Origin of the sequence: Ulvibacterium marinum, assembly GCF_003626755.1 — a bacterium.
In the GTDB taxonomy this organism is placed as follows: Bacteria; Bacteroidota; Bacteroidia; order Flavobacteriales; family Flavobacteriaceae; genus Ulvibacterium; species Ulvibacterium marinum.
In genome coordinates this window covers 340,556-366,211 of record NZ_RBCJ01000004.1, presented here as the reverse complement: position 1 = coordinate 366,211, position 25,656 = coordinate 340,556, and the positions used below count along the sequence as shown (strand labels likewise).

Sequence of the window (25,656 nt, the reverse complement as noted above, 5' to 3'; positions counted from 1 at the left end):
TTTATTTCACTTTTTTGCCTCTTGGGGTCTTGTTCTTTGTTTTGGACTTTGATCCGACTCTGGACATCGCACATCTAAATCCGATATAATCCGTGGCCATATATTGTGGCAAATACCTTCGCTGGGCTGGATCCAACCAATAGGCCCGATCTCTCCAGGAACCCCCTTTGTAAACACGAACCTCATCATTGATCAATGTAGTTCTGTTATTGGATGTATCATACTGGCGGATAAGGTTTCCTGTCGAGTCCCTTTCCACTTTGTGTTTGGGAGAGTTGTACATTTTTTTGCCGTCTTCTTCCTGCTCTTCGTCACTAAAGCGATCAAAGAATCGAGAAGAACCTGGGTCACCATCTCGGTACCCTCTGTTATCACTCTTCGAAAAATTGGTTCTTAGATACGTTTCTTTTTCATCAACCGGAACCATGGCAATCTCTCCAGGAAGATTTACAGCTACGATTTTACCGTTAGGTAACGTATCATAAACAATGGAATCTCTTAATATGTTTACCTTTCCATCTTCGCCAATTGCTGTTTTCATATAGATATTTCCCCTATAATAGTTAAAGTCGCTCACTTCGTCATCCACAATAGGTCTATACACATCGGATACCCATTCGGCTACATTACCGGCCATATCATATAGGCCAAGGTCATTAGGTTTGTAAGACTTCACTTCCGCAGTAATGTCGGCACCGTCATCGGACCATCCAGCAATTCCACCATAATCGCCCTTACCTTGTTTGAAATTTGCCAATTGATCACCACGGCCGACACGTTGTCCATTTCGGGTATAGTCACCTTCCCAAGGATACTTTTTTCTTCCTCGGTAGTTGTTATATTCCCGGGAACCTTGGTTGGCTTGGGCGGCATATTCCCATTCTGTTTCCGTTGGCAAGCGATATTCGGGCATAATCACACCACTACTTCTTTTAGCGTAGTTGGCAACACTATCTTTTTTCTTGTTGCCCTGCAACGAATCAATTTGTCCATTGTAAACGGATTCCGGCCTATTGAGATAGGCTTCGGTACTAAAAGTACCTTCCACTTCGCCGGTTACAGCTTGATATTTTGCATCCTTTGCCAAATAGCCTTCCCTTTCCAACATGATTTCATTCACACGGTCTGTTCGCCACTCTGCAAATTGCGTGGCCTGTATCCAATTTACACCTACAACAGGATATTCCGCATAAGCAGGGTGTCGCAAATAGTTGTTCGTCATCGTCTCATTGAATCCCAACCTATTTCTCCATACCAAGGTATCCGGAAGTGCTCCGGTATAAATATTGGAATATTTTGGATTCTCTGGAGGATAAACACTCTTTAAATAATCCAGATATTCCAAGTACATTACATTGGTCACTTCGGTCTCATCCATATAAAAGGATTGAACATGTTGGGAAGTAGGTGTATTGTTCCAATCATGCATTACATCATCCTGAACTTTTCCTTTGGTAAAAGTACCTCCTTCAACAAAAACAAGACCTGGAGCGGTTTCTTGCTCCTTAAAATCCGTATTGTATTGGAAACCGCCTTCCTTGGCGTTTATCTTCCAGCCTGTAGCTCTTGATACATTTTTGGAGGAGGACGAGGATTTTTTACAACTAGTAGCTGTAAAGCCTCCTGCGATTACCGCAAAGGAAAGTACAATTTTTAAAAACTGTTTTTTCATCATAATTAGGACTTGAGTTCAATTTGTTAAATCGCCGTAAAGCAATATCAACAGGTCTTTTGATTTATTAAAATGGTTGCTTTTTGGCTAATAAAACGAGGTTTTGCACATAATATTTTATCACTAAAAAAATATTTTCGAAAGTGTGACCCATGAGCCGCAAGCATTTTCTAAAACCATAACGAAGTAATGTTTGTTATAGTATGGACTTTGTTATTCTTTTTCGCGATACGGGATATTCTGACAGGTTTGATGGAAATCATTGATGCCCTTTAGGAAAACTGAGGGGTTAGTATAAATCAAACCTAAAATTCTTCCCTTTCCATACAAGATATTCTTAAAAACCCCGTTTAAGTGTGAATACGATGTGAAAGTTTTTTAGGTCGGGGCACATTTATTAATAAAATCCAGATTGTTAAGAGATGAAAAAATTAGCCTTACTAGTATTGTTTGCAATTGTTTGTAAAACGTGGGCCCAGCAAGACCAAAGGGTTATTACCACTGCGGTTCCTTTTTTGACCATTGCCGCAGATGCTAGGTCCGCGGGTATGGGGGATATTGGGGTGGCCACTTCTACGGACGCTTTTTCCCAGCAATGGAACCCGGCAAAATTTGCCTTTGCAGAACGTAAAATGGGTATTGGTTTAAGTTATACTCCTTATTTGGAAAGTATAATAACCGATATATCCCTTTTGAACGCTAGTTTTTATAACAAAATAAGTGACCAAAGTGCCTTTGCCCTTAGTTTGCGTTATTTCACTCTGGGGGAGATAGAACTAAGGCAGTTTGCCAATGACCCTGGAACTTTGGCCAAACCCAATGAACTGGCTTTGGATGGATCATATTCCCTAAAATTGAGCCCGACTTTTTCCATGGCGGTAGGAGGTAGATTTATACGTTCCAATCTCAGATTGCCCCAACAAGGTGATGTGGACTCACAAGCGGCTAGCTCATTTGCCGTTGATATTGCAGGTTTTTATCGATCAAGAGAAATTGCATATGATAAGTTTGATGGACGTTGGAGAGCCGGTTTCAATATTTCTAATTTAGGAGGTAAGATACAATACGATGAGGGTGGACAGGAAAATTTTTTGCCTACCAACCTAAAATTTGGATTTGGATTTGATTTTATCCTTGATCAAGATAATGTTATAGGTCTAACTTCTGAATTCAATAAACTTTTGGTACCAACACCCCGGGATTTTGATGGTGATGGCGATGTGGATTCTGCGGATAATGATGAGTACCAGAACATCGGGTTTTTTAATGGTGTTTTTGAATCGTTTGGCGATGCTCCGGATGGTTTTAGCGAAGAGCTAAAGGAGTTTACCTGGGCCTTGGGTGCCGAATACGTATATCAGAATGCATTTATGGTGCGTACGGGATACTTTAATGAAAGTGAGGAAAAAGGTTCTAGAAAGTTCTTTACCCTGGGTGCGGGATTCCGGTTTAAAGCTGCCCAGATAGATTTATCTTATCTATTCTCCACTTCCCAAGTACGAAATCCATTGGAAAATACCTTGCGGTTTTCACTTACCTTCAACTTAGGCGAGGAGTACCTTAACGATTAAAAATTAGTTTTCATTACATATAAGTAATCTAACAAAACCTGCCTTTGAGCAGGTTTTGTTAATTTTATTGGAAGTCCATATCAACCCTTACCTATGAAAAGACAAAAAGTATGTTTTGAATTGCAGGTGTTCAACTCCCTTAATGAACTTTCCCAAGAGAGTAAAGAATTAATAAAAAAGGCGGTAGAAGCTCGGAAAAATGCCTACGCACCTTATTCCAATTTTCAGGTTGGTGCAGCGGTTCTCCTGAACAATGGAAAAGTGGTGATTGGCAATAATCAAGAAAATGCCTCTTTTCCTTCCGGCCTGTGTGCAGAACGGGTTGCGGTATTTCAAGCTGGGGCCAAATACCCGGGGGAGACTATCAGATCCATAGCCATATCGGCAGCCTCAAAAAGGCACACCGTTGATAAACCTGTGGCTCCATGTGGCAATTGTAGACAATCCATATCGGAATATGAAGTGCGACAGAAGAGCCCTATTGAACTTTTTTTAATGGGCGAAGTAGGACAAATTATAAGGTGCGCCTCCATTGCTGATATTCTTCCCCTGGCTTTCGATACTTCCTTTTTATAAGAATTCATTTTTTCCGATAAATTGAAGTCTGAGTCATGGAAATTTCCATGTATCCGATAGCAATTGCCTTTTGCTTCAATTTTTTTTATCCATTCATTTATATGTGTATTTTTGTTTTTCTTTCAATACTCCAATTATTTTCTAAAAAATTGGAATTTGATTGATTGGAGTTTCAATAAAAAAATCGGTTAATGGAAAAAATAACTAAAGAAACCTATCTGAAATGGTATGAGGACATGCTTTTTTGGAGGAAATTTGAGGATAAACTTGCAGCTGTTTACATCCAACAAAAGGTCAGGGGGTTTCTTCATTTGTACAATGGACAAGAGGCGGTATTGGCTGGAGCTTTACATGCTATGGATCTTACCAAGGATAAGATGATTACGGCCTATCGGAACCATGTGCAGCCTATTGGAATGGGCGTTGACCCTAAAAAAGTCATGGCTGAACTCTATGGTAAGGTTACCGGTACGTCAAAAGGAATGGGGGGTTCCATGCATATTTTCTCCAAAGAGCATCGGTTTTATGGCGGCCACGGAATTGTAGGGGGACAGATACCTCTAGGAGCAGGGTTGGCCTTTGCGGATAAGTATTTTAAACGAGATGCCGTAACCTTGTGCTATATGGGCGATGGTGCGGTAAGACAGGGCTCTTTGCACGAAAGTTTTAATTTGGCTATGCTCTGGCAACTTCCAGTGGTCTTCGTTTGCGAGAACAACGGATATGCCATGGGTACCTCGGTGGCACGTACATCCTATAGTACGGAAATATGGAAGCTTGGATTGGGTTATGAGATGCCTTGTGGCCCCGTGGATGGAATGGATCCCGTTACTGTGGCAAAGGAGATGAACAAGGCCATTGAAAGGGCCAGAAGTGGAGGTGGGCCTACCTTTTTGGAAATGAAGACCTACAGGTATAGAGGACATTCCATGTCCGATGCACAACACTATCGAACCAAAGATGAGGTGGAAGAATATAAGAAGATAGATCCCATTACCCAAGTTCTGGATGTTATCAAGGAAAAGAACTATGCTACGGGAGACCAGATTAAAGAGATTGATAAACGGGTAAAGGACAAGGTTAAGGAATGTGAAAAATTTGCAGAGGAATCGGAATACCCGCCTGTAAATCAATTATATGATATGGTCTACGAACAGGAAGACTATCCATTTGTACAACATAAACTATAGTTAAATGGCAGAAATAATAAATATGCCCCGTTTGAGCGATACCATGGAAGAAGGTACCGTGGCCAAATGGTTAAAAAAGGTTGGTGACAAAGTAGAGGAAGGTGACATACTTGCCGAGATAGAGACGGATAAGGCTACTATGGAATTCGAATCGTTTCACGAAGGGACATTATTGCATATAGGTATCCAAGAAGGAGATGGAGCCCCTGTGGATACCCTTTTGGCCATTATAGGTGATGATGGTGAGGACATTTCAGGACTTTTGAACGGCGCTTCTTCCAATTCGGTAGAGGAAGACTCTTCTTCTTCAGAAGCTTCTGTAGATAAGGAATCCTCAACCAATGAGGTCTCAGAAGGAAGCGCAGGGGATTCCGGAGAAATACTGGAAGGGGTCGAGATTATTAAAATGCCCCGTTTGAGTGATACCATGGAAGAGGGGACTGTGGCCACTTGGTTAAAAAAGGTAGGTGACACCGTAGAAGAAGGCGATATTTTGGCGGAAATTGAAACGGACAAGGCCACTATGGAGTTTGAGTCGTTTTACTCTGGTACGCTTTTGCATATTGGAATCGAGGAAGGAGGTTCCGCCCCTGTTGATGAGGTATTGGCTGTTATTGGCCCTGAAGGGACTAATGTAGATGCAGTTTTAAATGCCAAGCCTTCCATTGCGGTTGCAAGGGATGAATCAAATTCGGACAAAAAAGAAGAAACTGTTTCGGAATCAAAGGTAGAGACCACCACAGAAACAAAGACCGTCAGTGATAGTCAACGTATTTTCGTATCGCCCTTGGCCAAAAAAATGGCTCAAGAAAAAGGAATAAACCTAAAGGATGTAAATGGTAGTGGCGATCATGGGCGAATAGTTAAGCGGGACATTGAAAACTACAAACCTTCAGAAGCTCCAAAACCTGCCGCCCAACCAACAACAAGTACATCCGAAGAAGTTCCGGTTAAACAGGCCGTGATGTCGATTAATCTTCCGGTAGGGGAGGAAAGTAGCGAAGAGGTCAAAAACTCCCAGATGCGTAAGGTTATTGCCAAGCGCTTAGGTGAGTCCAAATTTTCGGCGCCCCATTACTATTTGACTATTGAGGTGGATATGGATAATGCGATAGCCTCAAGAAAACAAATCAATGATTTGCCAGATACCAAGGTCTCTTTCAATGATATGGTGGTCAAGGCCTGTGCCATGGCACTGAAAAAGCACCCACAGGTTAATACAACATGGGGAGGGGATACCACAATCTACAAACATCATGTACACATTGGTGTAGCCGTTGCGGTAGATGAAGGTTTGGTTGTACCTGTTCTTAAATTTACCGATCAAATGAGCCTCACTCAAATTGGGGCATCAGTAAAGGATTTGGCAGGTAGGGCCAGAAACAAAAAATTGACTCCGGCAGAAATGGAAGGAAGCACTTTTACGGTTTCCAATTTAGGGATGTTCGGAATTGTGGAATTTACCTCCATTATCAATCAGCCTAATTCGGCGATTCTTTCTGTTGGTGCAATAGTTCAAAAACCAGTGGTCAAGAATGGGGAAATAGTGGTAGGGAATACGATGAAGGTCACTTTGGCCTGTGACCATAGAACGGTAGATGGCGCTACGGGAGCACAGTATTTATTAACCCTACGTTCCTATTTGGAGAATCCGGTCACGATGTTGGCATAATTTGAAAGCCTTCTTTTTGAAAGAGAGATTTTAAAATAGTTTAAGCACCCGTTTTTTGAGGGTGCTTTTTTTATCTTTAGGAACAAAATCAGCTGATATGAAATATTTCTTCCAAGTACTTGTCTTGTCAATTTTAATGGGTTGTGGTGCTACAAAACTCAAACAGATTGACGCGGACAGTATTCCAAAAACATCAGAAATTTCAAATGAAAGTGTAGCGGTTCCACCAGCGGACACCAAATCTACTTCCGTAACGGAATCGCATAAAAGAACAAATTCCAAATCATCCACCTCAAAAATTCAATTTTCTGACGATACCCGGGTAAAGGGTATATTAAATTTTTTGGCCTCGGATGAACTGGAAGGACGGGATTCGGGAAGCGAGGGAATAGAGAAGGCGGCACAATTTATCGATGGCATATTCACTCAAAATAAAATCGCTCCCTATTTTGATTCCTATAGGGATACTTTGTCCAATTTCAGTAAGTCTTCATATAATATGGTGGGCTGGGTAGAAGGGAACGATACCGCGCTTAAAAATGAATTTATCCTTATAGGGGCGCATTATGACCACATAGGGAGAATTGAATCGGAGGGCGGTGATTCAATAGCCAATGGTGCGAATGACAATGCTTCTGGGACCACTACGGTTTTAGAATTGGCCCGTTACTTCGGAAATGCCAAAACCAATAAACGCAGTATTATCTTTGTGCTGTTCAGCGCCGAGGAAAAGGGACTTTTGGGATCAAAACATTTGGCCGAAAAGTTGAAGGCACAAAACTTGGATCTTTATCTGGTTCTCAATTATGAAATGGTTGGTGTTCCCTTGGTAGATAAGGAATATCTAACCTATGCCAGTGGGTATGAAAAGTCCAATCTTGGCCAAATATGCAATACCTATGCTGAACAGGAATTGGTCGGGTTTTTGCCTACGGCCAAAAAGTTCAATCTGTTCCAAAGGTCGGACAACTACCCATTTTTTGAAGCATTCAATGTGCCCGCACATACCTTTTGTACCTTTGATTTTACCAATTTTGATCACTATCATAAAGTTGGGGACGAGGCTGATCTTATGGATTTTGAACACATGGCCTATTTGGTGAATCAGTTTATACCGGTGGTAGAAGGAGTGGCCAATACGCCTCGGAAGGAAGTAAAATACAACTAATGGCAAATATTATCATTACCGGTTGTAGTCGGGGGATTGGTTTTGAACTGGCCCTTTTATTTGCAGATGAAGGGCATCAGGTTTTGGCCCTTTCCCGAAATGCAAAGCCTATCCTTGATCTTTCTCATCCCAATATTTCTGCATTTCCTTTTGACCTTTGCAAGGAGAGCGACTTGCAAAAATTGAATATTTTTTTAAAAGAATGGGATACCGTTAACCTTCTCGTTAACAATGCGGGTATGCTACTGAACAAACCATTTTTGGAGACCACGGCTCAGGAATTTAGGGAAGTATACAAGGTGAACGTACTTGGAGTAGCGGAAATTGTGAAAATCGTTCTCCCCATGATGCCTAAAAATGGACATGTGGTGAACATCAGTTCCATGGGTGGTGTACAGGGGAGTGTTAAATTTCCTGGACTGTCTGCCTATAGTTCCAGTAAAGGAGCGTTGATTACCTTGACCGAACTTTGGGCAGAGGAATATAAAGAAACAGGCCCCTGCTTTAATGTTTTGGCATTGGGTGCCGTACAGACGGAAATGTTGGAAGAGGCTTTTCCAGGGTATCAAGCTTTGACTACCGCTCGGGAAATGGCTACCTATATTAAAGAATTTGGCTTGACTGGGCATAGGCTCTACAATGGAAAACTATTACAAGTAAGTAATAGTACACCTTAACCTTTTTATGAACCTGCATTTGTTGCTGTTGCCTAAATTTTAGGGCTATACCAATAAAATTAAGCCTTTAAAGGCAAGCTTTCCATATTGGAATTCCAAGTTTCCTTGAATCTTAGAATTCTTTAAATTCCTATTTTTGTATCAATGGATAGAACCCTTAAAAAATATCTGCCGGAACGGGCCGTAACCCCTTGTCTGCAGCTTATCCAGAAAACCGGGGTTCACCTTAAGATCACAAACCATAGGGTTACCCGCCACGGCGATTATAGAAGACTGCCCAATGGATTGCACCAAATTACCATAAATGCTACCTTGAACCCTTATCGCTTTTTGATTACATTGATTCATGAGATTGCCCATTTGGTAGCTTTTGAAAAATATGGGAGACGAATAAAACCTCATGGCCTGGAGTGGAAGCGAACTTTCCAATATTTGATGTTGCCCTTTATTCGCCCCGAGATTTTCCCGTCCAAGTTATTACCCATATTGGCCAAACATTTTAAGAATCCCAAGGCAAGCAGCGATACGGACGCCCATTTATCTTTGGCACTTAAACAATTCGATATTGGACATGCAGATAAAACCTACATTTTTCAATTACCTTTAGGGAGTATTTTTCGCATCTATAACGGCAAATTGTTTAAAAAAGGGAATAAACGTGTAAAACGTTATGAATGTGTGGAAATAGATACCGACAAAGTATATTTGTTTCAACCAAATGCCGAGGTAGAACTGATTAAAGATTGATACTATGAATACAAACTATTATGCCGTCTTGATGGCGGGAGGAGTAGGGTCCCGTTTTTGGCCGATCAGTACATCTTCCTATCCCAAACAATTCCATGATATGTTGGGTACAGGGGATACCCTTATCCAAAAGACCTTTAAACGTCTCAACACATTTGTGCCAACGGAAAATATCCTTGTTCTCACCAATGAACGGTATAATAATCTGGTGTTGGAGCAATTGCCCATGGTAAAACAGGAACAGGTGGTATTGGAACCGGCCATGCGCAATACGGCACCTTGCATATTATATGCTGCCTTAAAGATCCAAAAGATGAATCCCAATGCTGTTATGATAGTAGCGCCCAGTGACCATTGGATAGAGGATGAGGAAGCCTTTGCCGAGGATGTCATTGCATGTTTTGATAAGTGCGAAAAAGAAGATGTACTCTGTACATTGGGAATTATACCTACTTTTCCAAATACGGGATTTGGTTATATCGAGTATGAAAAAGAGGCCGAAGGTAAATTAAAAAAAGTCCATCAATTCCGTGAAAAACCGGATTATGAAACTGCCAAGGAATTTTTGGACCAAGGGAATTTTCTGTGGAACGCGGGAATTTTTATGTGGAGTGTGAATACCATAATCAATGCTTTTCAGGAGCATCAACCTTCGCAGTATGAATTGTTTTTTGAGGGGATGCATTGTTATAATACTGCTGATGAAAAGAGTTTTATTGCCAATAATTACATAAAAGCCGAAAATATCTCCATTGATTATGCTATTTTAGAGCGTTCCAAAGCTATTTATGTACTACCGGCCTCCTTTGATTGGAACGACTTGGGTACTTGGGGTTCGCTGTTCGATAAGCTGGACAAGGACGACAATAACAATGCGCTTGTAAATTGCCAAGTGGTATGCGAAGATGCCTCGGGGAATATGATCCGCTCTCCAAAAGGAAAGATTGTTGTGGTAGACGGCTTAAAGGATTATATTGTTGTAGATAAAGAGGAAGTGCTGTTGATTTATCCCAAATCCAAAGAACAGGATATCAAAAAAGTGTTATCTAAAGTAAAGGATACTTTCGGGGATAAATATGCATAAATATGAACAATAATCTCAACCAGGACAATATTGCCCCTTCGGAAAAACCACACGACAGTGGAGAAGATGTAAGAAAGGATTTTCAAGGGCTATTGGGGAGTACCAAAAAATTCCTTTTTGAATTGTTGGATATCCGTAGCAATACGGATCAAGGCGCTACCAAGGAAGCTATTATTGCCGACATTCCCTTTAAAGGACACACTTCATGGATTTTGATCTGTTCTATTTTTATTGCTTCGGTAGGCCTTAATGCCAATTCTACCGCTGTGGTCATCGGGGCCATGTTAATTTCCCCTCTAATGGGTCCTATTTTGGGGATCGGCATGTCCGTTGCCATTAATGATATAGATACATTGAGGCGTTCGCTCAAGAATTTTGCCGTTATGGTGGTCCTAAGTGTACTTACGGCCTATTTATTTTTTAGATTTTTTCCACTTCGAGACGAATCATCGGAACTTCTGGCTCGAACCGCTCCCGATATTAGGGACGTATTGATCGCTTTTTTTGGCGGTCTTGCCTTGGTTATCGCACGTGCAAAGAAAGGAACCATTGCATCGGTAATTTTTGGTGTAGCCATAGCCACCGCCCTAATGCCTCCTTTATGTACCGTTGGTTTTGGCTTGGCCATTGGTAACTGGCAATACGCCTGGGGTGCTATGTACCTTTTTATAATCAATACGATTTTTATTGCATTGGCCACTTTTCTAGTATTGAAACTACTACGTTTTCCAATGGTTCGGTATGTGAATTCCAAAAGGCGTAGATTGGTTTCCCGAGTTGCCTCCATCATCGCCATTTTGGTAATGGTGCCAGCAGGATTCACATTTTACGATGTCTTTCAAGAGTCACTATTTCGAAATCAAGCCAATCAATTTATCAGTGAAAAAATAGCGCCTTACCAATTTTCGGGAGAAGGTCGTTTTTTGGAGGATTTCTCCGATATAGAATTCAACCATGGCGAAAACCCTTCCATTGAGTTGGTATTTATGGGCAATGAGACCGTACCGGACAATATTATAGCTACCTGGAATTCCCAAAAGGACGAATTTTCAAAATTGCAAAACTGTGAACTGCGAATTATTCAAGGTTCCAAAAATGATGACTTCGATCAGTTAAAATATGTAAACGAACTGTACGAATCCCAAAAAGAGGCTTTATTGGGCAAGGATGAGAAAATACAATTATTGGAATCGGAAGTAAATCGTTTAAAACAATCCGCAACCCAGCAAATACCCTTTCGCGAAATTAGTACGGAAGCAAAGACCAACTATGAAAACCTTTCTGCTATGGGCTTTTCGTACTTGATAACAACGGACTTCAACAAAACGGATACCATCCCCGTTTTTGAGGTGAAATGGAAACAAGGCATTTCTTCCAATCAAAAGACAAAGGATACCAAAAAACTTACGGACTGGTTGAAGTTGCGTTTGAACAATAAAAACATTCGTTTGAAGGAGGCACAAGATTAATTTCAACAGGATAGCGGTGCTACCAGGATGCCGTCATCAGGATAAATCAAGAATTTCACGATTTTCAAGAAGTTGAATTCCTTTTTTGCGAAGACTAGCGTAGGCTAGTTTCGTTCCTCAAGATACATTTGCCGTACCTTTTTAAAAAGCTCTGAGGAGTACACAAAATTGGTGACGGCTTCATTATCCGTCTTAAAAATTTCCTTGTTGGTGCCTTCCCATTCCTTGATGCCGTTTTTCAGGAAAATGATTTTCTCTCCAATCTCCATAACGGAATTCATATCATGGGAGTTTATTACCGTGGTGATATTGTATTCTTGGGTAATTTCTTGGATAAGATTATCGATTAATATCGCCGTTTTTGGATCGAGCCCTGAATTGGGCTCATCACAGAACAGGTATTTGGGATTCATAACAATAGCGCGGGCAATGGCCACTCTTTTTTGCATTCCTCCGGAAATTTCGGAAGGATATTTATGGTGGGCATCAATAAGGTTTACCCGCTTTAACACAAAATCCACACGATCTTGCATTTCGGAATCGGACTGTTTCGTAAACATTTCCAAAGGGAATCGTACATTACCTTCCACGGTCATGGAATCAAAGAGGGCGCTTCCCTGGAATACCATACCCATTTCCTGTCTAAGATTTCGCTGTTCACTGCCCGATAATTCGGAGTATATCTTGCCATCATAACTTATAGTACCTTTCTCCGGGGCAAAGAGACCCAATAGACACTTTATGAAAACAGTCTTTCCGGAACCACTTTGGCCTATAATTAGGTTGGTCTTTCCCTTGTCAAAACAAGTACTTATGCCTTTCAGGACATTGGCATCGCCAAAAGATTTGTGTATGTTGTCCACTTCGATCATTAGCCCAGTAGGAGTTGAGTTAGGATGTAATTTAGGATGATGATTACCACACTCGTCCAAACGAAGGAAGTTGTGGCCGCTTTACCTACTTCCAAAGCCCCACCTTTCATATAAAATCCATGAAAGGAAGGTATGGTAGCCAATATAAAAGCAAACACCAAGGTTTTGATAAAAGAGTAGGTAACATGGAAGGTGTTGAAATCCAACTGGAGGCCTTCTACAAAATCGGCACTGGTACTAAAACCCCCGAAAACTCCGGCTACCCAACCCCCTAAAATCCCGACGTACATGGCTATGGCAATAATAAAGGGATAAAACAACATGGCAATAATCTTTGGGAATACCAAATAGTTCAGTGCGTTGACACCCATGACCTCTAGCGCATCAATCTGTTCCGTTACCCGCATAGTGCCGATACTTGAGGTGATATAGGAGCCCACTTTCCCAGCCATGATTATAGAACAGAAAGTGGGGGCAAATTCCAATATAATGGATTGCCGAGTAGCAAAACCCACCAAGTATTTGGGAATAATTTCACTGGTAATGTTCAAGGCCGTCTGTATGGCCACCACCCCACCAATAAAAAACGAGATAAAAATTAGAATACCGAGAGATCCATAGATAAGTTCGTCTATTTCCTTTAAGATCAACGACTTCATTATGCCCCACTTTGTCGGTTTTTTAAAAACCTCCTTTACCATAATCGCATAACTGCCGATCGATGCTATATAATTCATGGATTAAAAATAGACTTCTTGCCGTAAAAATAACAATAAAGGAATTCATTTAACCTGCATTTAAAGTTTTAAGGGGTATTTTACATACATTTGTTTTTTAATAAATACGAGGTATGCTCCTGAAAAAAAACCTTCCTTTTTTATATGTTCTATTGGTAATTTTTATATCCACTACCGCTCTAGGCCAAAGAAAATCCAAAGAGGCTCCTAAGCAAAAACAACAGGTGGAGTTGCGAACTTCGCCAAGACTTGTTGTGGGCATAGTGGTGGATCAGATGCGCTATGATTACCTTACCCGATTTTGGAACCATTTTGAAGAAGGCGGTTTTAAGCGGATGATAGAAGAAGGGTTCAATTGTAAGAACCATCATTTTAACTATGCACCAACCAGTACAGGGCCAGGTCACACATCGGTTTATACGGGAACTACCCCTGCAACACATGGTATCATTGGGAATGGATGGTACGATAAGGAATCCGGAACAAATGTGTATTGTGCCGGTGACGCTAATTATGCCTCCGTTGGTACAACGTCAGATGCCGGACAAATGTCTCCTCACCGAATGAATGTTAGTACAATAACGGATGAATTGCGGTTACATACCCAAATGCGGGGAAAGACCATTGCCATTGCCTTAAAGGATAGGGGAGCCGTCCTCCCCGGTGGCCATACGGCAAATGCCGCGTATTGGTTTTACGGTGGCGATGAGGGCAAATGGATTAGTAGCTCTTATTATATGACACAACTTCCAAAATGGGTAAATGATTTCAATGCATCTGGGAATGCTCAAGGCTATAAAAAGCCATGGACTACCCTAAAGGATATAAATCTGTATATGGAAAGTGGTCTTGATAATACGAGCCATGAAGGCTTATTTGAGGATGAAACCGCTCCCATTTTTCCTCATAGTACACCGAACCTATTGGATAAGAACAAAGACTTTGAAATTATAAAATCCTCTCCTTACGGGAATAGCATTACGGCCGATTTTGCCATAGAGGCATTGGAACAAGAAAATTTGGGGGGAGATACCATCACGGATTTTTTGGCAATCAGTTTTTCCAGTACCGATTATGTTGGACATAAATATGGAGTGAATTCAAAGGAAGTGCAGGATACCTATTTAAGATTGGACCAGGACTTAATCCGACTCTTTAAGGCTTTGGACGAGAATGTCGGAAAAGGGGAATATACTGTTTTTTTAACGGCTGATCATGGCGCCATAGATGTGCCTTCTTATTTAATAGATCAAAAGATACCGGCAGGTTATTTGGGATGGGACAATTTAAAAGCCGATTTTGAGCAATTTTTGGAGTTTACTTACGGAACAAGTGACATAGTCAAAAGCTTTTCCAACAACCAGTTTTTTTTAGACCATAAGATTATTGCGAACTTGGATTTGGATCTCAAAGAAGTTCAAGAGGCCATTGCCCAGGAATTATTGGGATATGAACCTATTGACCGGGTGTACACAGCTTATCAAATGTGGCAGAACGAATATGCCCGTGGGATTCCCTATATTTTGCAAAATGGGTACCATCAAAAGCGATCGGGAGATATCCTTATTGTATTGAAACCAGGGCACATTGGTTCTCCGAGAAAAGGCTCTACGCATGGCTCTCCCCAGATTTATGATACCCATGTGCCATTGTTGTTCTACGGTAAAGGGATTAAAAATGGGAGCACCGTAAAACGGACCGAAATTCCTGATATAGCCCCCACTTTGGCCGTTATGCTTGGAATTGCCTTTCCCAATGGGAGTACGGGAAAACCCATTGCAGAGGTCTTGGAGTAATCAGTCTTAAAATGAAGGATAGTCCAATAGGTATTTTTGATTCCGGAGTGGGGGGGACTTCCATTTGGAAAGAAATTCAAAAACTTCTCCCTAAAGAGAATACATTATATCTTGCCGATAGCAAAAATGCACCCTACGGTGAAAAGTCCAAAGAAGAAATTGTTCGATTGAGCCGAAAGAATACGGAATTCTTGTTGCAAAAAGGGTGTAAATTAATTGTTGTTGCCTGCAACACGGCTACAACTAATGCGATTACTTATCTAAGGGATAATTATGACGTTCCATTTATAGGTATTGAGCCTGCCATAAAACCAGCGGCCTTGAATTCAAAATCCAGAACAGTGGGTGTTTTGGCTACAAAGGGGACATTGGCCAGTAGTCTTTTCCACAGTACTTCGGAAAACCATGCGTATGGCATTCAGGTATTGGAACAAGAGGGTACGGGATTAGTGGAACTCATAGAAAAAGGAGAGCTTCGGACGGTAAAAACAAGGAGTTTGCTGAAGAAGTACCTTGACCCCATGCTGGATAAGGGAATCGATTATTTGGTGCTCGGTTGTAGCCACTACCCTTATCTGATTCCCCTATTAAGGGAATTGCTCCCCGAGCAGGTTAGGATAATCGATTCCGGGGAGGCGGTGGCCCGACAAACCAAAGCGATTTTATTGGAACGCGATTTGCTGGACTCTTATAACGGCAAGGTAAAACATCAATTCTACAGTAATACGGACAAAACTGTCCTAAAGAATTTGCTCCATAATACGGATGCTGAAATCGAGGTTTCCTATTTGGATTTTTAGAATGACTTGGGCTCTTTTTGCAAGTGAATTAAAAAAACAGTTGTTTTACGGAACTGTAAGCAATATGCTTGATAAATCTGGGATCATTTTGCGATTTGGGAAAACTATAAACTACTGATTCCTAACATAAGTCAAATACGTAAAATCAAACTTATGTTTGGCATCTTTGGGATGATATTCTTCGGCGGTCAATTTCCAAGCACTTTCATCGATTTTTGGAAAAAAGGTGTCCGCATCGGGAAATGTGGCATAGATTAGGGTCAGTTCCAATTTGTTGGCAAACTCCTCCCCCTGCTTATATATTTCCCCTCCACCAATAATAAAGGAAAGCTTATCTTCTTTTACCAAATCTATGGCCTCTTCCATGCTATGCGCTATAGTACAATCTTTATGCAGTGTGTTGTAATCTTTATCCCTGGTAACAATAATATGAAATCGGTTGGGCAAGGGTTTGGGGAAACTCTCAAAAGTCTTTCGTCCCATAATTATTTTATGTCCTGAGGTAAGATTTTTGAAACGTCTAAAGTCATCCGGAAGATGCCATAATAGGTCATTGTCCTTCCCCAAAGACCTGTCCTCACCCATAGCGGCTATCATTGCGATGGTATTCACGGTTCTTTTTTTTTATTGATTTTGGAAAGTGGAAAATCTGTTTCGATTTCCTTTTGTAATTCGGCAATCCGTTCTTTTTGCTTGGCGACCAATTTTTCTCGTTGTCTTCGCTCCCAATCCCTTCCCATAAATCTTTGGGTCACAAAGACATTGAAAATATGTAGGGCAAATAAAAATGCCCAAAAGGTGATAGCCCATAGAAACCAATCGTATTCCTCCCAATATTTTAGGATTTTATTGATTAATACCAAAAAAACACTCCCGATCAAAAAAACCACAAAATGGGCATACAAGCGTTTCTTTTGTTTTATCCGGTTCTGTGCCGTTTCCAAAAGTTCGTGTTGTTCCGGATCCAAATGTGTATCATTTTTATTCTTGGAAAACATGCGAATAGCTATCTTTAATGGCAAAGATACAGTAATTGGAGTGTATCTGAAGTTTGAGTTATGGAGAACATACGGAGAGAATTTCCCCTATTGGATACCTGCGTTTACTTAAATACGGCTTCCTCTGGACTATTGTCCAAAAGTCTGGTGGATTGGAGATATAAACATGACCAAGCTTTTTTTGAGAAGGGAAGTGGAATGAAGGTGAAGGCTATAATGGACCTTATTCCAGAAACACGCAATACGGTGGCACAATTTCTTAATTGTAGGATTACCAATGTAGCATTGACACCGAACTTTTCATTGGGGATGAACCTGCTATTGGATGGATTGAACAAAAAACACAAAGTACTGCTTTTGGAAAATGACTATCCATCGGTAAACTGGCCCTTTGAACAAAGGGAATTTGCCGTGGATTATGTTAAGATAGATGAGCATTTGGAAGAGGAAATCTATAAAAAGGTAAAGTCCGGGAAGGTTTCCATACTGGCCTTTAGTGTAGTACAATGGTTAAATGGGGTTCAAATTGATTTGGATTTTTTGAAAGACCTGAAAAGGGAATTCCCCAATCTCTATATAATTGCCGATGGTACACAGTTCTTGGGAACAAAGGATTTTGATTTTGATGCATCGGCAATCGATGTCTTAGGTACAAGTACATATAAATGGTTGTTATCTGGATATGGAAATGGTTTTTTCCTATTCAAGGATAGAGCAAAGGAACTATTTTCAGTGAAATCCGTGGGGTTCAATTCCGTGAATGGAGATATGTCCAAAAAAGAAAAAATTGAATTTGTAAAACATCTGGAACCAGGCCATTTGGATACATTCAACTTTGGAAGTTTAAAATTTTCCTTGAATTCTTTGACAAGCATTGGAATAAAAAAAATTGAAGAACAGAATCGACAACTTCGAAAAAAGGCAATGCAGGAACTCGATGATTTGGGCTTGCTAAAGGAATTTGTACTTCGAAGAAAACAGCATGGAAATATCCTTAATATTCGGGGGGATGAAAAATGCTTTCAGCATTTAACGAATAACAACATCATTTGCGCCCAAAGAGGGAACGGAATACGGTTGAGTTTTCACTTCTACAACAACGAAAACGATATAGATGCACTTATAAATGCCTTAAAAACAACGGTATAGAATTGGTTCTTTTAAAAATACGCTGCTCTTTTTTATAGAACTCGGTTAAATGTTATTAAAATATTACGAAAATGATAAAAATGATTTTAATCATTGTAAATGAGCATTTTATTGCATTAGTTTTGCGCCAAATTTAAAAACAGAATATCATGGCAATTGCAAAACAATACCTAAAGACCAAGCCGATTTGTAAAGTGACCTTTACCGTACCGGCAGAAGATGCTAAAAAAGTAGCCGTTGTTGGAGATTTCAACAACTGGAATCCTAAAGGGAGTACATTAAAAAAATTAAAAAACGGTACCTTTAAAGGTACTTTTGATTTACCAAAAGAAAATGCTTATGAATTTAAGTACTTGGTAGATGGCAATTACGTAAACGAAACAGAGGCTGATCGTTTCCAATGGAACGATTTTGCTGGATCGGAGAATCCTGTTTTGGAGGTCTAGTAAAAAACTGATTTTTAAAGGGCAGGGAAACGTTATGTTTCCCTGCCTTTTTTATTTTGTAATGGCCACACCTTTCCAAAAGGCCACATGGCCTTGTATGGATTTCGCCAGTTCGCTTACTTCCGGGTAGTACCAAGCCGCGTCCTTGTTTTCCGAGCCGTCAACATTTATGGTATAATACGAAGCTTCTCCTTTCCAAGGGCAATTAGTGTGGGTTTCACTTTCCTTAAAGAATTCTTTTTTTATGCTTTGTGGGGGGAAATAATGATTATTCTCCACTACGACTGTTTCGTCACTTTCCGCAATTACGGTATCATTCCAAATAGCTTTCACGATTATTCCTTTTTAAATAAGTAGTCTTTATAAAGATTGCCTTGGTCGCTGAATTGCGCCACAATTTGTAGCTCGGCCTTTTCCGCCAGCCAATTAACGACCTCGTCATCATATTTTTGTGATATCTCCGTATGGATGGTCTCCCAAGGCTTAAAATCAATTTTTAAGTTCAATTTATCAATACATACGGATTGTTGTTCCTTGGAAACCAAATAACTTTTGGCCGTTCCCGTCTCTGGGTCGTACACTTCCCAATGCAAAAACTTCTCCAAATCGAAATCGGCCCTTAATTCCCGGTTTATTCGGGATAAAATATTCTTGTTAAAAGCTTCGGTAATTCCTGCCTTGTCATTATAGGCGTCCAAGATGGTTTGCGGGTTCTTTTTTTGGTCAAAACCAACAAAAAATAGATCATCCTCATTCATTAAATTCTGAACACTTTTTAAAAAATCAATGGCTTGCGGATGTAGGAGATTGCCAATATTGGAACCTAAAAAAAGAATGACCTTTCTTGCTCCGTTATCGGAATTGATGTCCGCTAAAGTTTCAAAATAGGTACCTTGTCTGGGCTCTATGTTAAGCCCGGGCAGTTCCTCATGTAAAGATTTTTCTAGCTGATTCAAAACATTTTGACTGATGTCGATCGGTTTGTAAGTGAAACTAACGTTGTTCTTGACCAAATGCTTCAATAGGATTTTAGTCTTTTTGCCATCGCCCGCACCCAGTTCTATGAGGTTAAATCTACCTTTTTTCGAAGAAAGCCATTGGGCAATTCTATCCTTGTGGGTGTCAAGAATTTCAAATTCGGAGTCCGTCAAATAATATTCGGGCATGTTCATGATGTCCTGGAATAGTTTGTCTCCCTGGGTGTCATAAAAATATTTGGAGGACAAATGCTTTGGAAAATCGGTTAAGCCTTGATAGACCTCCTCCTCGAATAGTGTTTCAAAAATAGTACTTGTTTGATTTTGCATGTAGCCTAAGTCGAAATTATGGGGGATACCCTACATTGAGGTTAAAAGATTATTTTGCCAATCGCAGACCCGTGAATTGCCATCGAAGTTGGGGGTGGAAAAAATTACGATACGTAGGCCGCGTATGTTTTTTGGATGTAGCGACCGAACCTCCACGAAGCACTTTTTGGTTTACCATGAATTTCCCATTATACTCGCCCAGTGCACCGTCCGCCTTTTGGTAATTTGGATAGGGGAGATAGGCACTTTCTGTCCATTCCCAACGGTTGCCCCAGGGAAAACACTCCTGAGCAACTTCCCATTCAAATTCTGTGGGCAGTCTACAGCCTTTAAATTGGGCAAAAGCAAAGGCTTCGAAATAGGAGATATGGGTCAGAGGCGCATTTAAATCTACTTTTTGTAGCCCATTAAGGGTATACTGATACCATTCGCCATCTATTTTATGCCAGTACAGGGGAGCGGAAATAGTATTCTGATTTACCCAGTCCCAGCCCTCAGCATGCCAAAGGTTAAATTTTTTATACCCTCCGGCCTCTATGAATTCCAAGTACTCAGAATTAGTGGTCAGTACATTGGATATTTGGTAAGGATGCAAGTACACCTTGTGCCTTCCCAACTCGTTATCATAACAGAAGTCATTGGTGTTATGGCCTATTTCGTAAATGCCCTCTTCAATAGGAATCCATTCCTTTGTATGCACTTCTGTCTTATGCTCTTCCAAATGGGCCGAATATACCGGAAGTAACGGGTTATTTCCTAAAATGTATTTGATATCGGTCAATAGGAGTTCCTGATGTTGCTTTTCATGGTGGATACCAATTTCAAGTAAACTATACAATTGCGGACTTTGATTTTCTTCAAATAGAATTTTTATGGCTTTGGTCACATATCTGCGATAATCATACACTTTCTCCACGGACGGCCTTGAGAGATTGCCCCTGTCCGAACGGATTACCCGTTTTCCCACGGTTTCATAATAGCTGTTGAAGACGAAGGCAAAATCGTCATCAAAGATTTGGTAACCCTTGGCATAAGGTTTTAGGATGAATTCCTCAAAGAACCAGGTAGAATGCCCCAAATGCCATTTGGGCGGGGAGACATCTACAACAGGTTGTACCACGTAGTCCTCAATTTCAAGAGGTACGCAGAGAGTTTCAGTATGTTTTCGGGTTTCTAGAAAAAAATCTAGAAGGGTGTCGGTAAGTAGCATAGTAAATGAATAATGCTAAAGATACAAAATATGATGTTTTGCCTTTGCCACCATTCCGGTAAAAATTACTTCTAAACCGCCACAGCCCCCTTAATATGAGGATGTGGATTATAATCCAGCAATGTGAAATCTTCGAAGGTAAAATCAAAGATATCCTTGACTTCAGGATTCAATACCATTTTAGGTAAGGGACGCGGTTCCCGACTTAACTGAAGTTCTACCTGTTCCATATGATTGGTATAAATATGGGCATCTCCAAACGTATGAACAAATTCACCAGGTTCATAACCACAAACTTGCGCAATCATAAGGGTAAACAGGGCATAGGAGGCAATATTAAAAGGTACCCCCAAAAAAATGTCTGCACTACGCTGATAGAGCTGACAGGACAGTTTTCCATTTGCCACATAGAATTGGAAAAATGCATGACAAGGGGGCAAGGCGGCCTTGCCATGGGCCACATTTTCGGAAAATGATTTTGACGTATCCGGCAACACACTGGGGTTCCAGGCAGAAACCAGCATGCGCCGACTATCCGGGTTATTTTTTAACGAGTGGACAACTTCCTTGATTTGGTCTATTTCCTCGTCGTTCCAATTACGCCACTGGTGGCCATAGACCGGACCTAGATTTCCATTTTCATCGGCCCATTCGTTCCAGATGCGAACCCCGTTCTCTTGAAGATATCCAACATTGGTATCACCTTTCAAGAACCAAAGGAGTTCATGTACAATCGATTTCAAATGCAGTTTTTTGGTAGTGACCATGGGAAAACCTTCACTCAAGTCGAATCGCATTTGATAACCAAATACACTTATAGTCCCGGTTCCTGTCCTATCCTGTTTTTGATTTCCGTTTTCCAGAACATGCTTCAGTAAATCGTGATATTGTTTCATAGTGGGATAAAGATAAAGGGTAAAGGAAAAAGGGTCAAGTGCTGGAGATTAGGTTTTATTATATTTTATCAACGATGCTACTCGTTTCTGTAGCGTTTGAATTTTTTCAATGATTTGAGTCGATTCCTTTTCTTCAATAAATTGTAAATCCCTACAAAGGATTATGTGAGTTTCTAATTCGAATAAAGAACCTAAGCTTATTTGTAGAAAACGTATGAAGTCTTTTTGAGAATATTTAGAACATCCTTCGGCTATGTTTGCCGGAATAGACACAACACATCTGTTCACTTGTGAAACTAAACCATATTTTTCAGTTTCAGGTAACTTTTTGGTCAAACTGTAAACCTCTTTTACCAGGTTTCTAGAGTCTTGCCAAACTTTCAATTCCCTGAAATTCCTCATGTTAATTTAAAACTTCCTTTACTCTTAAAATCTTTAACCTTTCACCTTTTCTATCCCAAAATCATTCCGGCAATCGTGGCGGAGAGTAGCGAAGCTATGGTGCCGCCTATGAGTGCCTTCATCCCAAACTCGGAAAGTGTTTTGCGCTGCCCGGGAGCCAATGATCCAATTCCCCCGATTTGAATACCTATTGAAGCAAAATTGGCAAACCCACATAACATATAGGTCGCCATGATTATGGATTTGTTATAGGTGAAATGTAGCGGATTTTTTGGATTTTTTAGTTCTGCCAACTGTATGTAACCTACAAATTCACTTGCAGCCAATTTTACACCTAACAATTGTCCCATTAAGGCAAGGTCTTCTTTGGCCACTCCTATAAGCCACATTAATGGGGCAAACAGATATCCTAATACCAACTCTAAGGAAAGATCTTTATAGGGCGTGTTTTGATCGATCCAGCCGTTAAAATCCCCTATGGCGCCTAATTTTAAAAGGCCGTAGTTGATCATGGCTATAAAAGCGACGAACACCAATAGCATGGCGGCAACGTTGGCAGCAAGTCGCAATCCTTCCGTAGTTCCCGTTGCCATGGCATCTAGGATGTTGGAACCTATTTTTTGCTTGGAAATCTTTACATCCGTATTGATACTTTCTGTCTGAGGGACCAATATTTTGGAGATTACGATTGCTCCGGGGGCTGCCATTACCGATGCAGCGAGCAAATGTCTTGCAAATTCCAAACGCAATGCTTCATCCGTACCCCCTAAAAATCCAATGTAGGCTGCCAAAACGCCTCCAGCTACCGTTGCCATTCCACCAATCATTACCAACAGGATTTCGGATCGGTTCATTTTTTCCAGATATGCCTTGATCATTAATGGCGATTCCGTTTGCCCTAAAAAAATGTTACCTGCGACACTTAGACTCTCGGCCCCGGAAATTTTTAGGAGTTTGGTAAGTGCCCATGCCAATCCTTTCACTACTTTTTGAATAATTCCCAGATAAAACATCACTGAGGTCAGTGCGGAAAAGAAAATAATAGTAGGTAGGATCATTATGGCAAAAGTGACCAACGGACTTTCAATTTCGTTCGTGGTAAATGAACTGAACAGAAATCTTGTCCCTGCTTCCGTAAAGGTCAAGACCTTATTGAAGGCCTTTCCCAAAAAGGTAAAAATAATACGTATAAAAGGTACTTTTAATATTCCTATACCAATGAGAAATTGAGCCAGCAATCCAAGGCCGACCGTTTTCCAATTAATAGCTCTTTTGTTGGAACTAAATAGGAAGGCGATGAAAACAAGCACCAACATTCCCAAAACTCCCCGTAAAAAACTAGTAAATGTGAATCCCTGATTTGGGATAATATCCATAGTTTCCTTGGACACGACATCATTCACAAGAGTGGTGTCCAAAACTGAGGTAACTGTATCTTGGTTAGCAAGGTGTTGGGCAAATGAAGGGAAAGTGTAGAGACAGACAAACAGAAGTACCCAACAACTTTTTCTCATGGAGGGGTTTTATCGGTTCCTTTTGGAAATCTCATCCCGTAGCTTGGCCGCCTTTTCGTAGTCCTCGTTGGTTACCGCCTTATCAAGCTCCTTGTGCAGTTCTTCCAAACTAAGTTCTTTGTAAGCCTCAGAAGCACCAGTATCTATTTCCACAGTCTCCCCTTCCTGCAGGATTTCATCAACCATGATGCTATCATCATTCTCGTCCTTTTCCTTATCCTTGGACGAGAATTTCAGGAAAATACCCGCCTTGTCCAAAATGGTCTTGTAGGTAAATATAGGCGCATTAAATCGCAGTGCGAGCGCAATGGCGTCACTGGTACGGGCATCTATAATCTCTTCTATTTTATCTCGTTCACAAATAATGCTGGAATAGAATACCCCATCTACCAACTTGTGGATAATGACTTGTTTAACTACAATATCAAACCGATCGGCAAAATTTTTGAAAAGATCATGTGTCAGAGGCCTTGGAGGTTTTATTTCCTTTTCCAAAGCTATGGCAATGGATTGTGCCTCGAAGGCACCAATAACAATGGGCAGCTTACGATCACCTTCAACTTCATTCAAAATTAGGGCGTAGGCCCCATTTTGCGTCTGGCTATATGATATTCCCTTTATTTTTAACCGAACTAGACTCATAATGGTCATTAAGCCATAAAAGGCTGTTCAAACAAAGGGGCAACCTAGTTTTGAACAGCCCTTTAAGGGTCACAAATTAACAAAAATTAAGTGTTTTGCGCCTTAAAATCCTTTAATTTTTCGATGAGTTTGGGAACTACTTCAAAGGCATCCCCGACTATTCCATAGTCCGCTGCCCTAAAAAATGGAGCTTCAGGGTCTGTATTGATAACCACTTTGGTCTTGGAGGCACTAACGCCGGCCAAATGTTGTATAGCCCCTGAAATTCCAATGGCAATGTATAAATTGCTGGCCACTGGCTTGCCGGTTTGGCCTACATGTTCTCCATGAGGTCTCCATCCCATATCGGATACGGGCTTGGAACATGCCGTAGCGGCACCGAGAACTTCGGCCAACTCCTCTATCATGCCCCAATTTTCAGGACCTTTTAACCCTCTGCCACCGGAAACCACAATGTCTGCATCTGCAATGGTTGCCTTTCCTACTACTTTATCCACTTCAACGGATTTTACGGAAAAGCTTGAGTCATCTATATTGGGGTTGAAATCCTCTATTTCAATAGCCACTTTGTTTTTGTGCTGGCCAAATGCGTTGTTGGACACACCTACAATTTTAATATCCGTATTGATTTGCGTATGGGCAAAGCCCTTATTACTAAAGGCTGTCCTCTTTACCGTAAAGGGCTCCGTATTTTCTGGGGATGCAACTACGTTGGGCACATATCCGGCCTTGAGCTTGGCGGCTAATATAGGAGCCATAAACTTGGTATCCGCGCTGGAACTAACAATTACAACTTTGGCCTTTTCCTTTTCCACGGCTTGGGAAATAGTATCCGCAAAGGCTCTTGCACTAAATGTAGCGAGCTGGTCGTTAGAAACCTTCAACACTTTTGAAATTCCGTATTCGCCTAAAATTTCATCATCCTGTACATTAAATGTTAGGGCTATTGCCGAAGTACCTAGTTGACTTGCTACCACTTTTGCGTAAGAAGCCACTTCAAAGGCGTTTTTTTTGAATTTTCCGTTTTCTGATTCGGTATATACTAAGACTGACATATTTTT

General features: G+C 40.8%; 26 protein-coding genes. 13 read left to right on the top strand and 13 right to left on the bottom strand.

The window, feature by feature from the left end; genetic code table 11:
• Window position 1: 1 nt before the first annotated feature.
• Window positions 2–1,672, bottom strand: coding sequence for a gliding motility lipoprotein GldJ (gene gldJ, locus D7Z94_RS20745; protein ID WP_120713539.1), 1,671 nt, complete (start codon window positions 1,670–1,672; stop codon window positions 2–4).
• A gap of 422 nt (window positions 1,673–2,094) precedes the next feature.
• Between gldJ and porV the strand changes: the two genes are divergently transcribed.
• The 9 genes from porV (at window position 2,095) to D7Z94_RS20700 (ending at window position 11,826) form a co-directional block, all read left to right on the top strand.
• Window positions 2,095–3,243 (top strand): type IX secretion system outer membrane channel protein PorV, encoded by a 1,149-nt coding sequence (porV, locus tag D7Z94_RS20740; protein WP_120713538.1) that lies wholly within the window; start codon window positions 2,095–2,097, stop codon window positions 3,241–3,243.
• A gap of 93 nt (window positions 3,244–3,336) precedes the next feature.
• Entirely contained in the window at window positions 3,337–3,819 is a 483-nt protein-coding gene (gene cdd / locus D7Z94_RS20735; RefSeq protein ID WP_120713537.1) for a cytidine deaminase, read from the top strand.
• Between the two features lie 191 nt (window positions 3,820–4,010).
• Complete coding sequence (gene pdhA, locus D7Z94_RS20730; RefSeq protein ID WP_120713536.1) at window positions 4,011–5,009, top strand: pyruvate dehydrogenase (acetyl-transferring) E1 component subunit alpha; 999 nt, start codon at window positions 4,011–4,013, stop codon at window positions 5,007–5,009.
• Between the two features lie 4 nt (window positions 5,010–5,013).
• Entirely contained in the window at window positions 5,014–6,681 is a 1,668-nt protein-coding gene (locus D7Z94_RS20725) for a pyruvate dehydrogenase complex dihydrolipoamide acetyltransferase (protein WP_120713535.1), read from the top strand.
• Between the two features lie 97 nt (window positions 6,682–6,778).
• Window positions 6,779–7,849 (top strand): M28 family metallopeptidase, encoded by a 1,071-nt coding sequence (locus D7Z94_RS20720; RefSeq protein WP_120713534.1) that lies wholly within the window; start codon window positions 6,779–6,781, stop codon window positions 7,847–7,849.
• Window positions 7,849–8,526 carry an SDR family NAD(P)-dependent oxidoreductase gene (locus D7Z94_RS20715; protein WP_120713533.1) on the top strand — a complete coding sequence of 226 codons (678 nt, stop codon included), beginning with the start codon at window positions 7,849–7,851 and terminating at the stop codon, window positions 8,524–8,526. Before D7Z94_RS20720 ends, D7Z94_RS20715 begins: the two co-directional genes overlap by 1 nt.
• 144 nt (window positions 8,527–8,670) lie before the next feature.
• Entirely contained in the window at window positions 8,671–9,273 is a 603-nt protein-coding gene (locus D7Z94_RS20710) for a SprT-like domain-containing protein (RefSeq protein WP_120713532.1), read from the top strand.
• Window positions 9,274–9,277: 4 nt separating this feature from the next.
• A complete protein-coding gene (locus D7Z94_RS20705; protein WP_120713531.1) occupies window positions 9,278–10,357 on the top strand; it encodes a mannose-1-phosphate guanylyltransferase in 1,080 nt (359 codons plus the stop codon).
• Window positions 10,358–10,359: 2 nt separating this feature from the next.
• Complete coding sequence (locus D7Z94_RS20700; RefSeq protein ID WP_120713530.1) at window positions 10,360–11,826, top strand: DUF389 domain-containing protein; 1,467 nt, start codon at window positions 10,360–10,362, stop codon at window positions 11,824–11,826.
• A gap of 104 nt (window positions 11,827–11,930) precedes the next feature.
• Here D7Z94_RS20700 and D7Z94_RS20695 read toward each other — a convergent pair whose 3' ends face one another.
• Window positions 11,931–12,698 carry an ABC transporter ATP-binding protein gene (locus D7Z94_RS20695; RefSeq protein ID WP_120713529.1) on the bottom strand — a complete coding sequence of 256 codons (768 nt, stop codon included), beginning with the start codon at window positions 12,696–12,698 and terminating at the stop codon, window positions 11,931–11,933.
• The gene (locus D7Z94_RS20690) at window positions 12,698–13,435 is read right to left on the bottom strand and encodes an MlaE family ABC transporter permease (protein WP_120713528.1); all 738 of its coding nucleotides are present in this window, start codon (window positions 13,433–13,435) and stop codon (window positions 12,698–12,700) included. The genes D7Z94_RS20695 and D7Z94_RS20690 overlap by 1 nt, the downstream gene beginning before the upstream one ends.
• A 113-nt stretch (window positions 13,436–13,548) precedes the next feature.
• On the opposite strand from D7Z94_RS20690, the gene pafA reads away from it, so the two are divergent.
• Both pafA and murI read left to right on the top strand, forming a co-directional pair.
• Complete coding sequence (gene pafA, locus D7Z94_RS20685; protein ID WP_120713527.1) at window positions 13,549–15,231, top strand: alkaline phosphatase PafA; 1,683 nt, start codon at window positions 13,549–13,551, stop codon at window positions 15,229–15,231.
• Window positions 15,232–15,242: 11 nt separating this feature from the next.
• Window positions 15,243–16,031 (top strand): glutamate racemase, encoded by a 789-nt coding sequence (gene murI, locus D7Z94_RS20680; protein WP_120713526.1) that lies wholly within the window; start codon window positions 15,243–15,245, stop codon window positions 16,029–16,031.
• A gap of 111 nt (window positions 16,032–16,142) precedes the next feature.
• Here murI and D7Z94_RS20675 read toward each other — a convergent pair whose 3' ends face one another.
• Complete coding sequence (locus tag D7Z94_RS20675) at window positions 16,143–16,643, bottom strand: dihydrofolate reductase (RefSeq protein WP_245967269.1); 501 nt, start codon at window positions 16,641–16,643, stop codon at window positions 16,143–16,145.
• Complete coding sequence (locus D7Z94_RS20670; protein ID WP_120713525.1) at window positions 16,640–17,029, bottom strand: 2TM domain-containing protein; 390 nt, start codon at window positions 17,027–17,029, stop codon at window positions 16,640–16,642. The genes D7Z94_RS20675 and D7Z94_RS20670 overlap by 4 nt, the downstream gene beginning before the upstream one ends.
• A 60-nt stretch (window positions 17,030–17,089) precedes the next feature.
• Between D7Z94_RS20670 and D7Z94_RS20665 the strand changes: the two genes are divergently transcribed.
• Together D7Z94_RS20665 and D7Z94_RS20660 are read left to right on the top strand one after the other, a co-directional pair.
• Window positions 17,090–18,178: an aminotransferase class V-fold PLP-dependent enzyme gene (locus tag D7Z94_RS20665; protein ID WP_120713524.1), complete on the top strand. Its 1,089-nt coding sequence runs from the start codon at window positions 17,090–17,092 to the stop codon at window positions 18,176–18,178.
• Window positions 18,179–18,327: 149 nt separating this feature from the next.
• Entirely contained in the window at window positions 18,328–18,624 is a 297-nt protein-coding gene (locus D7Z94_RS20660; RefSeq protein ID WP_120713523.1) for an isoamylase early set domain-containing protein, read from the top strand.
• Between the two features lie 51 nt (window positions 18,625–18,675).
• On the opposite strand, the gene D7Z94_RS20655 is transcribed toward D7Z94_RS20660, so the two are convergent.
• From D7Z94_RS20655 to D7Z94_RS20620, 8 genes are all read right to left on the bottom strand, one after another.
• Window positions 18,676–18,957 carry a DUF427 domain-containing protein gene (locus D7Z94_RS20655; protein WP_211341822.1) on the bottom strand — a complete coding sequence of 94 codons (282 nt, stop codon included), beginning with the start codon at window positions 18,955–18,957 and terminating at the stop codon, window positions 18,676–18,678.
• Window positions 18,958–18,959: 2 nt separating this feature from the next.
• The gene (locus tag D7Z94_RS20650) at window positions 18,960–19,931 is read right to left on the bottom strand and encodes an L-histidine N(alpha)-methyltransferase (protein ID WP_120713521.1); all 972 of its coding nucleotides are present in this window, start codon (window positions 19,929–19,931) and stop codon (window positions 18,960–18,962) included.
• A 49-nt stretch (window positions 19,932–19,980) separates the two neighbouring features.
• Window positions 19,981–21,141, bottom strand: coding sequence for an ergothioneine biosynthesis protein EgtB (gene egtB, locus D7Z94_RS20645; RefSeq protein ID WP_120713520.1), 1,161 nt, complete (start codon window positions 21,139–21,141; stop codon window positions 19,981–19,983).
• Window positions 21,142–21,212: 71 nt separating this feature from the next.
• Window positions 21,213–22,037 carry a thymidylate synthase gene (locus D7Z94_RS20640; protein WP_120713519.1) on the bottom strand — a complete coding sequence of 275 codons (825 nt, stop codon included), beginning with the start codon at window positions 22,035–22,037 and terminating at the stop codon, window positions 21,213–21,215.
• A 48-nt stretch (window positions 22,038–22,085) separates the two neighbouring features.
• The gene (locus tag D7Z94_RS20635; RefSeq protein WP_120713518.1) at window positions 22,086–22,439 is read right to left on the bottom strand and encodes a four helix bundle protein; all 354 of its coding nucleotides are present in this window, start codon (window positions 22,437–22,439) and stop codon (window positions 22,086–22,088) included.
• 50 nt (window positions 22,440–22,489) lie between these two features.
• Window positions 22,490–23,953 carry a NupC/NupG family nucleoside CNT transporter gene (locus D7Z94_RS20630; RefSeq protein ID WP_120713517.1) on the bottom strand — a complete coding sequence of 488 codons (1,464 nt, stop codon included), beginning with the start codon at window positions 23,951–23,953 and terminating at the stop codon, window positions 22,490–22,492.
• 9 nt (window positions 23,954–23,962) lie between these two features.
• Window positions 23,963–24,595, bottom strand: a complete 633-nt coding sequence (locus tag D7Z94_RS20625; RefSeq protein ID WP_120713700.1) for a bifunctional nuclease family protein — start codon at window positions 24,593–24,595, stop codon at window positions 23,963–23,965.
• An 86-nt stretch (window positions 24,596–24,681) separates the two neighbouring features.
• Window positions 24,682–25,650, bottom strand: a complete 969-nt coding sequence (locus D7Z94_RS20620) for an electron transfer flavoprotein subunit alpha/FixB family protein (protein ID WP_120713516.1) — start codon at window positions 25,648–25,650, stop codon at window positions 24,682–24,684.
• Window positions 25,651–25,656 lie beyond the last annotated feature (6 nt).